This is a genomic window from Funiculus sociatus GB2-C1, assembly GCF_039962115.1.
GTDB classification, from domain to species: Bacteria; Cyanobacteriota; Cyanobacteriia; order Cyanobacteriales; family FACHB-T130; genus Funiculus; species Funiculus sociatus.
In genome coordinates this window covers 1-14002 of sequence record NZ_JAMPKJ010000022.1, presented here as the reverse complement: position 1 = coordinate 14002, position 14002 = coordinate 1, and the positions used below count along the sequence as shown (strand labels likewise).

At 44.9% G+C, this 14002-nt stretch carries 12 protein-coding genes and 1 pseudogene; 6 read left to right on the top strand and 7 right to left on the bottom strand.

Going from position 1 to position 14002, the window contains the following annotated elements; translation table 11 throughout:
* Positions 1-34 precede the first annotated feature (34 nt).
* From NDI42_RS12480 to NDI42_RS12465, 4 genes are all read right to left on the bottom strand, one after another.
* Positions 35-688, bottom strand: coding sequence for a hypothetical protein (locus NDI42_RS12480; protein WP_190456474.1), 654 nt, complete (start codon positions 686-688; stop codon positions 35-37).
* A 139-nt stretch (positions 689-827) separates the two neighbouring features.
* Positions 828-1514 carry a DUF2834 domain-containing protein gene (locus NDI42_RS12475; protein ID WP_190456371.1) on the bottom strand — a complete coding sequence of 229 codons (687 nt, stop codon included), beginning with the start codon at positions 1512-1514 and terminating at the stop codon, positions 828-830.
* 97 nt (positions 1515-1611) lie between these two features.
* A complete protein-coding gene (hrcA, locus tag NDI42_RS12470; RefSeq protein WP_190456369.1) occupies positions 1612-2724 on the bottom strand; it encodes a heat-inducible transcriptional repressor HrcA in 1113 nt (370 codons plus the stop codon).
* 366 nt (positions 2725-3090) lie between these two features.
* The gene (locus tag NDI42_RS12465; protein ID WP_190456367.1) at positions 3091-3450 is read right to left on the bottom strand and encodes a rhodanese-like domain-containing protein; all 360 of its coding nucleotides are present in this window, start codon (positions 3448-3450) and stop codon (positions 3091-3093) included.
* Positions 3451-3577: 127 nt separating this feature from the next.
* On the opposite strand from NDI42_RS12465, the gene NDI42_RS12460 reads away from it, so the two are divergent.
* The 5 genes from NDI42_RS12460 (at position 3578) to bioF (ending at position 9650) form a co-directional block, all read left to right on the top strand.
* The gene (locus tag NDI42_RS12460) at positions 3578-5260 is read left to right on the top strand and encodes a DUF3352 domain-containing protein (protein WP_190456365.1); all 1683 of its coding nucleotides are present in this window, start codon (positions 3578-3580) and stop codon (positions 5258-5260) included.
* 448 nt (positions 5261-5708) lie between these two features.
* Positions 5709-7229 (top strand): ATP-binding protein, encoded by a 1521-nt coding sequence (locus NDI42_RS12455; protein ID WP_190456363.1) that lies wholly within the window; start codon positions 5709-5711, stop codon positions 7227-7229.
* Positions 7230-7305: 76 nt separating this feature from the next.
* Complete coding sequence (locus NDI42_RS12450; RefSeq protein ID WP_190428296.1) at positions 7306-7668, top strand: DUF1823 family protein; 363 nt, start codon at positions 7306-7308, stop codon at positions 7666-7668.
* A 117-nt stretch (positions 7669-7785) separates the two neighbouring features.
* Positions 7786-8466 (top strand): Uma2 family endonuclease, encoded by a 681-nt coding sequence (locus NDI42_RS12445; RefSeq protein WP_190456361.1) that lies wholly within the window; start codon positions 7786-7788, stop codon positions 8464-8466.
* Positions 8467-8492: 26 nt separating this feature from the next.
* Positions 8493-9650 (top strand): 8-amino-7-oxononanoate synthase, encoded by a 1158-nt coding sequence (bioF, locus tag NDI42_RS12440; protein WP_190456359.1) that lies wholly within the window; start codon positions 8493-8495, stop codon positions 9648-9650.
* Between the two features lie 154 nt (positions 9651-9804).
* Here bioF and NDI42_RS12435 read toward each other — a convergent pair whose 3' ends face one another.
* Positions 9805-10272, bottom strand: coding sequence for a BON domain-containing protein (locus tag NDI42_RS12435; RefSeq protein WP_190456357.1), 468 nt, complete (start codon positions 10270-10272; stop codon positions 9805-9807).
* A 119-nt stretch (positions 10273-10391) separates the two neighbouring features.
* Positions 10392-11741, bottom strand: coding sequence for a general stress protein (locus tag NDI42_RS12430; RefSeq protein WP_190456355.1), 1350 nt, complete (start codon positions 11739-11741; stop codon positions 10392-10394).
* A 286-nt stretch (positions 11742-12027) separates the two neighbouring features.
* Here NDI42_RS12430 and NDI42_RS12425 point away from each other — a divergent pair, with 286 nt between their 5' ends.
* A complete protein-coding gene (locus tag NDI42_RS12425; RefSeq protein ID WP_190456353.1) occupies positions 12028-13575 on the top strand; it encodes a sensor histidine kinase in 1548 nt (515 codons plus the stop codon).
* 269 nt (positions 13576-13844) lie between these two features.
* Here NDI42_RS12425 and NDI42_RS12420 read toward each other — a convergent pair.
* Positions 13845-14002, bottom strand: a pseudogene (locus NDI42_RS12420) (IS5/IS1182 family transposase); the annotation flags it as partial.

The window sequence follows — 14002 nt, the reverse complement described above, 5'->3', positions numbered from 1 at the left end:
GGCTTATATTTGCACTCAACGGGATGCTCCCTGTCTATGCCGCTTCAGCATTGCTTTCTGGCAAAGGTGGACGAAGGCACAGATAGGCAAGTGGGCCAAGCAACGGAACCAGCGACACTGCCCAAAAAATTTGGGGATTTTGGAAACTTCGACGCGCCATGTCATCGCCGAGAACGGTTGGAAACAGCAGGCAGAACAGGCAAAAAGCCAAACTCATACCATTGACAAAGCGATCGCTTAGAAACTGCTGAATAAAGTCTCCCCAATCACCTGCCAGCAAGCCGAATGCCAGTAAGATAAGCGTACTTAAATTGAGGATTATGCCCGTCCAGCGAGAATCAAAAACTTTCAGGAAGGCATCCTTTTGCCCGGAAAATTCTTGATTCGGTTCCCGCAAAGCTAAATAAGGGATTAGACTAATTACTCCTGTCCCCGCTGCGCCCAAAGCAAAGGGCCAAAAACTAATCTTTTGCATCCTGCCATCGATAAATAAAAGGCAACCGTAGATTAGTATCCAGATGCCGATGAGGGAAAATATGGAGAGGATAATTGGGTTAACTTCTGCCCACTGAAGAGTCAATATGTTTTTAATTAGCCTGAATGTGTCCGCCGTAATTGGAGGGGCCAGCAGCAAGACATAGGGGATAAAGCCACCCCATAACAACCATAATGCTATTTTTCTACCCACGAGCTTGACCGATAATTCCACGCTTGTTTGTTAACTAACTTTAAAGCAGAGACAAAATCGGTTACGTCTGTCTTTGGTCAAGTTAATCTACAATTTCCCAAACCGAAGAAACAGGATTTCTCAATAGGGCTTTTTATACCTACCTACTTACGTTTGAGACAGGCTGCTGTTTCGATACCACCTCGGCAGTAGATTCTGGTAAGGGCGGGCGCAGGCAAAGATATGCCAAAGGGCCAAAAAGCGGAATCAGCGCCACAGTCCAAAAAAGTGCAGGATTGTTGATTCCTCGCCGTGCCATATCATCTCCTAGTAGGGCAGGAAATATTAAGCACAATAGACAAAAATCCAGACTCATAACATGAATAAAACGACTCGTCTGGAACTGTTGAACATAATCTGCCCAATCTGCTCCTAGTAAGCCGTAACTAGCCAAAATAACGCTGCCAATTGTTAGCATAAGTCCGAGCCAGCGAGAATCAAGTATTTTCAAAAATAGATTTTTTTGCCATGAAAATTGTGTATTCGGTTCGCGCATTGCCAAATAAGGTAATAAAGCAAAGGCTCCTACTCCAAAGGAGAATGTTGCAAAAGGCCAAGCTGGTATGTTTTGCCCTCTGCCGTCTATAAATAACAGGCAACCGTAAATCATAGGCCAGACACCCATGATATTAAATAGGGCAATAATCAAAGGGTTGATGCCTGTCCATTGACCTGTTGACAGATTTTTAATCAGTTCAAACGTGTCTGGTTGATTAGGAGGCGCTAATACAAAGGCGTAGCTAACTAATCCTACCCATAGCAACCAAAAGCCTATTTTTCTAGTCATTTATTTTAAAGAAATGAACCGCAAAGATAGTTAGGAAAGAGGGGAAGAGAGTAAATTGGAAATCACCAATCTCTCTCAATCCAAAATTCAAAATCGATTAAGCGGTTTGAGTAAGGGCATCGGAAAGATAATCGGCGGCGGCTTCAACGAGCGCGATCGCATTTTCGTATACCATCCGAGTTGGCCCCAAAACTCCCACACTTCCTACCGGAACGGAACCTTGTCGGTAGGTTGCAGAAATTAGCGTACAAGTACGCATCGGTTCTAAGGGATTTTCGGAACCAATTCTTACTGTCACTCGCGAACCTTGTGGCAGATTTGTCACTCCTTGAATCTCTGGTGTAGGTAATTCAAAGATTAAAGGCCCAAGCTTGTCTTGTTCCTCTTCCAATAGGTGCATTAACATTTGGATTTGCTGCAACTCAGAAAATTCTGGCTGACGTAACACCTCCGCAACACCGCGAATCATAATTTGGGTTGAGGCGGGTTTTGTGGTGCGACGGATCAAGTCAGAGACTAAACTTCGCAAAGTATCCGCATACCTTTGGAATTCCCGACCTAACTCACTCCAGTCTAGGGCAACTAATTCAACAAGCGATCGCCCTCGCAACTGGCTATTCAAAAAGTTCGATAAAATCTGCAACTCCCGCTCTACAATTTCTGTATCGGGTTCGGTATCCTCTGAAGCCAGCGGCGGTAACTCCATCAAAACGCTAGTCGTCTCATAAGCATCTGTCACCACGATTAGCATCACCCGTCCTGGCTCAACTTGCACCAGCTGCAAATGTCGTAAGTGAGTAGTACGGTTTTGAGGCATCGTGATCAGGGTAATATAACCACTGAGCGTGGTGAGAATTTGCGCTGCTCCTCGTAGCAAAGCCTCGAAGCTCCCATCCTCTAAGTTCAGATTTTTTGTAAATAATTCCTCTACCTGTCTCCCCAATACCTCAGAAGGCTTTATTAGTTGGTCAACATAAATTCTATAGCCAGAGTCAGAGGGAACCCGTCCAGCGGAAGTATGGGGTTGATAGAGTAATCCAGCTTTTTCTAAAGCACCCATCGCATTGCGAATAGTTGCTGGGCTGACGCTGAGATTATATTCTTCTACCAATGCTTTTGAGCCTACAGGCTCTGCCGTCGCTATATAATGACGAACTGTTGCCCAAAGAATACGTTGTTGCCGATCAGTTAATTTTACTTGTTTAGACATTTAAACAAAAGCCGAATCTAATAGGTTTTAAACACAATGAAAATTCGGGGACTTACGATTATTGATTTATCGTAAGCCCGGCGTTCTTGACAAGCGAGCAGCCGTTTAATTACAGGTTAAATCACAATAGCAGATGCTGTCTTCTGCCTGCCGATCAGTAAAATTGTGGTAGTAGCAGCAAACAGTGGAAAAACTAAGATAAGACTTACTCTGGCACATTTCTCCAGAATATATACACAAGATTCTAGTTGTTCAGGTGTAGGGGCAATTTATTCTCGTTCTCCGGGCTATGCCTGGGAAGCGATCGCTTCCCCATTTTGGTGATTATTAGCTTTTGGGGGAGGCGACCGCCTCTAAAAGAAGGAATTAATACCGGGGAATTGTGGAATCTACCAGAAGTGAGTAAGCATCGATACCACCTGCAATATTTTTAACATTGGTAAAGCCTTGACTTTGTAACCACTGACACATCTGAGCCGAACGGATACCGTGATGGCACATTACTAGCGTCTCCGCGCCGGGATCGAAGCGGGTGGGGATTTCATCAGACCATTCGGTAAACTCCGACAGAGGGAGGATTTCAAACCCCTCAATGCTGGCGATCGCTACTTCAGAAGGCTCTCGCACATCCACCAGTTGTAAACCCTCATGGGCATCACACAGACGCTTTTTGAGTTCTTCTACACTAATCTGGGAAATCTGTCGGGGATAAGATTGAGCTGACATGATGTTGCGTTTCGAGATTAACTAAGATTTTAATAGTTTGGGTGGACGGCAGGCAGCCATAATATTCTCTGACATCTGGATTAGTGTTCTAAGCTCAATCGCTCTCGCGCAAGGTCTGAATTTCGCCATGAAGCAACGCTCATTTTTTTACGCTTTAGCAGCTGGCGTTTTAGTGCTGCTGTTGATTGGTGCTGGTGGCTTTTACTGGTTAAGATCGCCAAGTCCCCTCGCCATGATGTCGGGCGGACAGATGACGCCATCTGCCGCGATGTTTGTGCCGAAACAGGCACCAGTCATGGTGTCATTGCTGGTGAATCCAGATCGCTTGGAGGAGGGGGTTCGGCAGGCTGTGGATCGTTCGGGGAACCGTGGGCGATCGCGTGTCGAACTAGACCAAGTTAAACAAAGTTTACTGGCTAACACCGATCTCGATTACCAGAAAGATATCCAGCCTTGGCTGGGAGATGAAATTACTTTTTCCGTCACCAGCTTAGATTTTGACCGTACAAGCCAAAATGGGGAACAACGGGGACTGCTGCTGATTGCAACTAGCAAAAACCCGCAACGCAGCAACGAGTTTGTAGATTTGTTCTGGCAGAAGCAATCTAGCGAAGGCGCTTCTTTGGAGTTTGAACAATACAAAGGTGTAAAGCTGATTTACACGCAAGGAAAAGAAAAATCTGTTGCTAGTGCAGTAGTAGGCGATCGCTTTGTGCTTTTTGCTAATAATCCCAAAGTGCTGCGCGCAGCTATTAACAATGTTCAAGCCCCCGATCTGAGTTTGAGTGAAGATCCTGCCTATCAGAAGGCTTTGGAGAACATTACTGGCTCGAAGATTGGGCTAACTTATATCAATCTCCCCAGATTGGCTAAGTTGCTAGGTAACAAATCAGAGTCATCGATTACCCAGAAGTATGAAACTCTAGCGATCGCGCTCGAAATTAACCGCCAAGGATTGCTGGCGCAAACCGCTCTGCAAGGAACTGCCGGGTCAGACACAACTATGGCTCCTACAGTATCTCAAGCAGTCGGAGCATTGCAGTATCTTCCAGAACAAATAGCGATCGCTGCTGCTGGCACCCATCTTGATCAATTGCGAGAACTATCATCTACACAGAAGAGCGACGATACCCTCTCCCAACTGATCAATCAACCCTTAGCTGATCTACAAACTCGTTGGGGCATTGATGTGGAGCAAGATATCTTCAGCTGGGTACAAGGTGAGTATGCTTTGGGAATACTGCCTCGGAGCGATCGCAGTCCAGATTGGATTTTTGTCGCCGAATCAGCAGAAAACACAGCTCAGGCGGGAATTAACCATTTAGACGACGTTGCCAAGCAGCAGGGACTAAGCGTTAGCTCTTTTACCCTAGAAAATCATCCCATCTTTGCCTGGACAAAACTAACAACCGTTCCCCCAAGCAAAGAAAGTAAAGAGCAAAATTCTGTAAGATTAGAGGCAAAAGTTCAAGGTGTCCGCGCCAGCATAGGCAAATATGAGATTTTCACCACTTCCATTGAGGCGATGGATCAAGCCCTCAAAGCTCCGGAAAATTCTCTGCTAAAAAGTGATAATTTCCAGACAAATATCGCTTCTTTACCTCAACCTAATAATGGCTACTTGTATCTAAACTGGGTATCAAGTCAGCCGATTTTAGAGCGTCAGTTGCCAATTGTCAGGGTGGTGGAGCTGTTTGCTAAACCTTTGTTTAACCAGCTTAATTCCCTCACCTTTAGTAGCTACGGTACTGACGCTGGCGTTCAACGCAGCAAGGTATTCTTCCGCTTAGGCGCTGATACTAAAGGCTAGTTTGGTAGGGTGGGGCGAGACACCTAGTACCATTTTGGATGCAAGGATGCAAGGATTTTGAAAGCCTTGCCTATAGGCAATTTCAATAATTCAAGTGTTGCATCGATAAGCCCAAAGGGTATGGCTCATAAGACAGGATGATTTATTCCTGGGAAAACCTAATAGATGTTGAATTAGTAGGGATATGGCATTGTCATATCCCTACTAATTTACGGGCAAAGCTCTACTCTCGGTCAACCTAATTTTTTTAATCTGTATAAAAATGTACGAAACTTGACACCACTTTAGTTCATAGTTTTTCAGTACCAGCCAATCAACTATTAGCTAAAGATCCGAGCCGCATATTTAAAGGCGAGCCAGAACTTCTAGCAGAATTTAACGCGACTATACAAAAAGTATATTCGCGAAAGTTTTTCATTCCATCACTAGAAAAACAGCCTAAAGAAGTATGACAAAAAAACTTTATAATGGTAGAGATCGTCAGACCTTATTTATTTTAGGAAAATTGTCGGTACCTGTCTTGACTACTTATTTACACTTAGACGAAATCAATACAGTGCGGGAAATTAATGCGGCGGTTGTCAATGTTAGCGGTCGTCAACGTATGCTATCCCAACGGACTGCACTGTTCGCCTTAAGGCTGGTATGTACAAAAGATAAGCAAGCGCAGAAAGAATTGCGCTCAGGGTTGCTAGCCGATTTAGATTTGATGGAAAGGTCACACAAAGGTTTAATTGAAGGCGATCGCGATCTGAAATTACCCGGTCATCCTTCGCCAACAGTCCAATCTATGTACTTTGCGGCACCTTTAAATTTAGATCAGCAGGTACGGCAATATATCGACCAAGCTAGAGCGATCGCTCGAAGCAGCAGTGAGGAACTAACACCAGATAATCCCCATTTATGCTACATTCTCACCGAGTCTTCAAAAAACCTAGTTGAAGCCTTGGATGCCGTAGTGAACCAGTATCAAAAAGAAAGTGATACTGAACAACTGGCAATTCACATTTATCAAGCTCAATTATATGAAAAAAGTTGTGCCGTTACTACCCAAGCAGTTAGTCAGGCAAAGAAATTAGAGCAAGCTTTGAAAGAACTGCAACAAGCTCAATCCCAGCTAGTTGAAAAAGAAAAAATGTCTAATTTGGGATGTCTGGTAGCGGGTGTAGCTCACGAAATTAATAATCCTGTCAGTTTTATTTACGGTAACCTCAATTACGCAACTGACTATATCCAAAATTTGCTCGATCTGCTCAAGGTTTATGAGGAAGAATATCCTAAACCCAGTGTCGTGCTGCAAGAGAAAATTGACGAAATAGACCTGGAATTTTTGAAAGAAGACTTGCCAAAAGTCATGTACTCAATGGAAGTCGGAGCAAAGCGCATTCATCAGATTGTACGTAGCTTGCGAAATTTTTCTCGTACTGATGAAGAACTTATTCAGGTTGTGGATATTCACGAAGGGATTGATAATACTCTGTTAATTTTGCAAAACAGGCTGAAAGCGCATGGTGACAACGAAGGAATTGAAATTGTAAAAGAGTACGGGAATTTGCCTTTAATTGAATGTTATTCGGGGCAAATAAATCAGGTACTTATGAATTTAATTGGTAACGCTATTGATGAATTAGAAAGTATCAGCAGTGACGTTTGCAGCTATCCTAAAAAGATAACAATTTCTACAGGAGTTTGCCAGCGCGATACTATCCTTCTCAGGATTGCTGATAACGGACACGGGATGACGGAAGACGTAAAAGCAAGATTATTTGAACCATTTTTTACCACAAAACCAGTTGGTAAAGGCACCGGATTAGGTTTATCAATCAGTTATCAGATAGTGGTAGAAAAACACCAAGGGTCAATTGAGTGTATCTCGCAACCCGGAGAAGGAACTGAGTTTATTATTGAAATTCCAGTAGTTCAACGCCAACAAGAAGAAATTACTAACGAGTTGGAATCAGTGGCATAAAGTTAGTAACTTTGTAGATTAGGTTGAGCTTTAGCTTAACCCAATCTATACTGCTAATGGCTTTGTAGTTAATGCTATGTCTAACTTGCCGCCGCTTAACACCGAAACGATTTGGGCTATTCTGAACGAGGAAATAGATGATTCCACAGTGAATCATTTGGTTTGGCATTGTTTGGGTTATCGCTACGATGTTGCCCAAAATTGGGATAATAGCGGTGTTGCACCAGAATGGCGGGATGAATATCCGCAGCCGCCTAATTTTATTGAAAGTCGCCCGGCAACAGTAAAACTGACTCGTTCCATTCCTCCAGAAAACAAGCAGCTTTTAAAAGAAAAGCTGGGTTTTAAAGGTTATAAAGTAGGTGAATTTGGCCCAAGACAGACTCGTAGAGCGACGGCTGCGAACTGGTTGTTAAGCTATATGCAAAGCAAACTGTAAGAGAGGCATCGGGTCAGTGGCTCTCGTGATGACGCTACGGGTATATGAAAAAATCGCTCTGCTGAGCATTCTATTTGACAGAATAAAGATGTCCTTTCGCCACCAAGCAGGTTTGATATGGTACTTAGTGGTCAATCCGACATCCCGACAATCCCGCCATGCGACCTTTGGAGCGAGGAGCCGCCATTGGAGAGCGATCGCCATCTTAGACAGCTAATTTTACTCTTAATTTGCTTAGAGCGGTTGTGGCAAAACCGAAATGATTTTCATGTCGGTGCTAACCAGAGTATTTATTTCAGCCTGCGTCAAATTAGATCGCAAGACTTTAGAGGGCCAGACTTTTATGTGGTTCTCAACACAGAACGCAGAGAGCGTAAAAGTTGGGCGGTCTGGGAAGAAGACGGCAAGTATCCCAATTTTATTTTAGAAATTCTTTCGGACACGACAGCTAAGAACGACCGAGGCTTGAAAAAGCAATTGTATCAAGATGTTTTTCGCACACCTGAGTATTTTTGGTTTGACCCCTACAGTTTAGAGTTTGCCGGGTTCAAACTCAACTACGGTACTTATGAAGAGATTCCTCTTCAGGAACAGGGATGGCGCTGGAGTGAGGAGTTACAGTTGTTTTTGGGCATTGTGGGACAACAGTTAAGGTTCTTGACGCCTGAAGGGGAAGTGGTTCCTACTCCGCAAGAAGCTGAAACACAAGAAAGGCAACGGGCAGAACAGGCACAAGCACGCGCAGAACGTCTGGTTCGTCAGCTGCGAGAATTAGGTGTGGAGCCAGAAGATTTGTAATAAATGTGGAAAGCGCGATCGCTCTCATGCCTACTGACCCTTATGCTTGGATAGAACCATCTCTCGCCACGATTCATCAGGCTAACTGGTATCGTTCAGTTCAGACTATCCAAAGTCGTCCTGGTGCGACGGTGGTGTTGGAGGGACGAGAAGTTATCAATTTTGCTAGTAATGATTATCTGGGTTTGGCGGGAGATGAGCGTTTAATTGAAGCTGCTGTTGGCGCTACAAAGGAATTTGGTACGGGTGCGACAGGTTCTAGATTAATTAGTGGTCATCGCCAATTGCATCGAGAACTCGAAAGCGCGATCGCATCCCTCAAACAAACCGAAGACGCTATAGTATTTAGTTCTGGTTATCTGGCTTCTTTAGGCGCGATCGCTGCTTTAGTTGGCGGTCGCGATTTAATTCTATCTGACCAGTACAATCACTCTAGTCTCAAAAATGGGGCGATTCTTAGCGGTGCCACTGTCATCGACTACCCGCACTGCGATGTTGCGGATTTAAAAAACAAGCTACATCAACACCGACAACAATATCGCCGCTGCTTGATTATTACTGATAGCGTCTTCAGCATGGATGGGGATTTATGTCAAATCCCATATTTGTTGGATTTAGCGGAAGAATTTAGCTGTATGCTGCTGGTAGATGAAGCTCACGCCACGGGAGTTTTAGGAAAAACGGGCGCTGGGTGTGTGGAGCATTTTGGCTGTAGCGATCGCACTTTAATTCAAATCGGCACCCTGAGCAAAGCTTTAGGCAGTTTGGGCGGATATGTAGCTGGGAACGCTGCTTTGATTGACTTTTTGCGGAATCGCGCCCCTAGTTGGATTTATACTACTGGTCTTTCGCCCGCGGATACAGCTGCGGCTTTGGCAGCAGTTAAAATTGTTCAACAAGAGCCGCTCCGCCGCGCCCGATTGTGGCGTAATGTTGGTATTCTTAAGAATCTGCTGCAATTACCAAACCTGAAATTATTGCCTTCAGAGTCTTCTATCCTCTGCTTGCAATTAAAAAATGCCGCAGAAGCTTTGAAAATGGGACAAAAACTAAAAGATGCCGGAATTTTTGCTCCTGCTATTCGCCCTCCTACTGTTCCCACGAGTCGGATTCGGATGACGGTTATGGCTAATCACGAACCTGTCCACTTTCAGCGGTTGGTGAAAGCTTTGATGGAAGGATAAACCGCAAAGACGCAAAGAACGCCAAGGAAGAAGAGGAAGAAATTAAAACTTCTGCGTCCCTTGGCGATATCCTTTGCGTACCTTTGCGTTTAAAACAACTTCTTTTGGTAGTGGATGATACCGTAATGCTTAAAAAACACTACTGATTAACCCGTTATTGACCCTTTGGTTTAGCGGGAGCAACGGTTGCTTTGTTAGTTACGCTCTTGACACCTTTAATTTCTTTTGCCAAAGGTTCAATTTTAGCGAATTGTTCTTGGGTAGGAACGGTTCCGGAGATAGTGACAATGCCCTCTTCAGCAGCAACTGTCAGAAAACTAGCTGGTAGGTTAGCTTCCAATTTACTGCGAACCTCGCCTTGCAAATCCCCATCAGTTCTTTCTGCGTCGCCTCCGGTAACATTGTTTCGCTGCTCCGCCGCCCGAATATCAGAATTGAGTTGATCTTTGCGAACGTCGCTAGTTGCGTCTTGTTGGCCCTCTTTAGCTGCATCGGCTGCGGGGGTTTGACCCGTTGTTGCGGTAGTTTCAGGAGCATCAGCATTAGTGCTAGCTGTATCGTTACAAGCAGCAGCACTAAAAATCAAAACGCCGCTGAGTAGAAGTGTGGTAAGTTTTTTCATGGTTTTATCCCGCTCGAAAAGTGTAATGGTTTAAATTCGATTGCTATCGATTCAGCAGAAACTATCTGACATAGGGTCAGATTTACTAAGCTACCGAAAGAATGGTGAGCTTAGAAAACTTATGTCCGGTTGTCGATGATGGTGACGCGATCGCTTACCTGGCTAGACTGATCTTGAGGCTCCGCAACCATCTTCGGAGAAGAGATGCCCGAAGTTTTATTTTCTGGTAGGTTATAGACACCCCATTCCTGAATGCCTTTAGCTTTCAGAATAGATTCTGCACGCTGGATCTCCTCTTCGGTGCCGTTTACCAAAACCAGATAATCACCGCTAGATAATTGATCGTGATAAACTTTGGCTTCCTGTTCCGGAATTCCTAAGCCAATTAGTGCGCCAGTCAGCCCGCCTGCGGCTGCACCAATGCCACCACCAGCGATGGTTGTAGCTATAGCAGTGGCTTCTGCTCCGGCAAACAGGATAGGCCCGACACCAGGAATTGCTAAGGCACCTAGCCCAATCAGCAACCCGGTTAAACCGCCTAAAGCACCGCCTGCGATCGCTCCGGTTGTTGCACCTTCATCAGCATTGCTATCCTTAATGCGATCGCTTACCTCAACCCCAGCTATCTCATCGTGCCGTTCTGCATCTTTGGCAACGACAGAAACTTTATCCATCAAAAAACCAGAATTTTTCAACTCATGTAGCGCATCTTCCACATCGCGACGGCTGGAGAATATACCCACCGCACGCTTATGGGGAATAGCATCCATATCAATGACATTAGGATCGCCTGCGTAAGGTACAGTATATCCCGCACTCAGGGGATTCAGTGCTAAGGGATCTAGTCCTAACGTATAAGTTGGGTCAGTGACACCTAGTGGATCGAAGCTGGTTGAGTATGCCACCGGATAGCTTGGAACCATGCCGCTAACATCATAGATGCCCCAATGTTGAATTCCCTGGTTCCCTAGAATTGATTCAGCTTTGGTAATTTCCGCTTGTGTACCCTCTACTATTACTAAGTAATCGCCTTGGGATAAGCGGTGGTTATAAACTTGAGCTTGTTCTTCCGGAATACCTAAACCCATCAGTGCGCCGACAATGCCACCTGTTGCGGCACCAACTGCACCACCAATGAGAGCGTCACCCAGTATAGAGGCTAAAGCGCCTCCTGCTACCACTGGACCAATTCCTGGAATCGTTAATGCGCTTAAGGCTCCGAGTAAGCCAACAAAACCGCCTACTGCACCGCCTGCTAAAGCACCCGCCGTTGCCCCACTGCCAGTTTGATTGCCAGCATTGTCGCGTACATCAACTCCGGCTATTTCATCGCGCCCGTTTCTATCCCGTGCCACGATGGAAATCTGACTCATGGAAAAACCGGAAGTTTTCAGCTCGTTAAGCGCATACTCCGCACTTTGAGGACTGGAAAACACGCCTACAGCCCGCTTACGTTGGTCGCCGGTCATTTTTTCCTCCCCAAATGAACAAAGAAACAGTTAGAACCAATACCAAATCAGCTTTATTCATCTTTTCTTTCTTATTTATCGCCTTTTTTTCTAGGTTTTCCATCAGTCCCCAGATGTAAGCTTTTATCTATCAATCGAGAGGAAAGAGATATCTTTATGGCAGAGCGCGGCGATCGCCCTTTATTTAGTACGGTTATACGACCACCGAGAGATGCCAAGTATAGGTAGGCTCATATCAGAGAGTAGTTAAACGCACTGCCAGTGATAGCCGTTAAGGGGGTGCTTTGTGCAGAAGTGGTTATTGCCAACCATCGGTGAAGTATTAGCCCAACATGAACCATCAGGGGCAGATAGTCTGGTGCCTTTTACCCAAGAGACAGCAGCAAAATTGGATGGTCAACAGCGCTCCAGCAGCCGGAAAGCACTCAAGCAGATGCGTGCTAAAAGGGAATGGTGCGGAGCGATCGCAGCCTTGGAGGAGTTGTTGCATCTCTCAACTGCCAAATCCACAGGTTCCGATGAGCCGTTGGGATTGGTTTTAGCTGGCCCTGTGCCAGTATTGAGCCATCCAGATGTGATGAATCGTTTCCAGACAGGAATTTTTACAGTTGAATCACTTAATCCTATGGCTTTAATGCCATTTCAACTGCCTCCTGCAACTGCACAAGCCACAGAAAAAGACTCTTTATGCCTTCCTAAGCTGCCATTAATTTCAGCCGATCCGTTGGCATCTGAACAGTTTTGTGTAGTTTTAACTTCTCAATTTAGTTTGGTGATGGTAGTAGGAGAAGACGTAAACTACCAAAAAGCCTTTATGTATTCCTTTGACCCGGAAGTAGTAGAGAAAGCATGGTATAGTTTGCGATCGCGTTTATTATTAACCAACCTCGATCGCGTCGGTCAGTTAGAAGCCTTAGTCAAGCGCTTTCCACCCACAGCGCCCGATTATCGCACCGTCACGCAGTTTAGCCGCTTGCTGCTGAAAAATTTGCCAGACGAGGCAAAAGGTGATGCTGCTGAACCAGTAGAGGCAAAAGCTAAAAATCCAGATAATTCTGAATATTCAATCTTGAATAATCAATTAATTGAAAATTCTTGCGATATAGAATTACTACAAGCCTTTGCCCACGAGGTTCGGACACCTCTAACTACCATTCGCACTCTGACACGACTTTTATTGAAGCGCCGCGATTTACCACCAGAAATTATCAAGCGTCTAGAAAAAATTGATCGTGAGTGTACTGAGCAAATTGACCGCATGGAGCTATTTTTCCGGGCTGCGGAAGTAGAAACAGCACCAGTCAAGCGCCGCGAAGTTCACTTAAGTGCTATGTCTGTCGCCCAAGTGTTCCAAAACAGCATTCCCCGCTGGCAAGAACAAGCAAGTCGGCGCAACTTAACCTTAGATGTCGTTTTACCCCAAAAGCTACCAAGTGTAGTTAGCAATCCAGCCATGTTAGACCAGGTGCTAACGGGTTTGATTGAGAACTTTACCCGCCGCATTCCAGAGGGCGGTCACATTCAAGTAGAAGTGACACCCGCAGGCGATCAGTTAAAGTTACAGCTTCAATCGCAATCTCAAAGATATCCTGACGAAAACGGCGACTCGCCAGCGGTGAATATAAACCAGCCAACTTTAAAGTCTATTGGACAAATGTTAATGTTCCAGCCAGAAACTGGATGTCTCAGCCTAAATCTCAACGTAACGAAAAATCTTTTTCAAGCGTTGGGAGGGAAACTAATTGTTCGGCAAAGACCCCAACAAGGTGAAGTGCTAACAATTTTCCTACCTTTAGAAGTTGGCAACACTAAAAAGTTAGGAGTTAAAAATTAACATAACGAATGGCTGAATGCTTTCGAGCCATTGCCCGAAAGCTTTATAACTCTAGAGTTAGTGCGATAAAAGGATGGAGAATAGGGGCGATCGCTACACTCAAAATTAGAGTGTAATATTATTTTGATGGCATTGAACTACTTTTATCCAAGCATCTGCCAATGTCCGCTTCGCGCTCAGACCAAGATTCGCCCTGGAAAGACATTAGACCTCTTGCAAAAGTCATCGCTGGGGTACTATGGGGACTGAACAAAGGCGATTGCTACCCGTTATTCATAACCCTTGCTTATCTCATTGGCTGAACTGAGCCGGAGTTCATAATTGTGCAGTCCAGCTATCAAATTAAATCTCAATCCAAATCTTTTCCTGCGATTTCTATAACGGTCAGCTAGAATCTTAAAAATTTTTAGTCTCCGGTTAATATGTT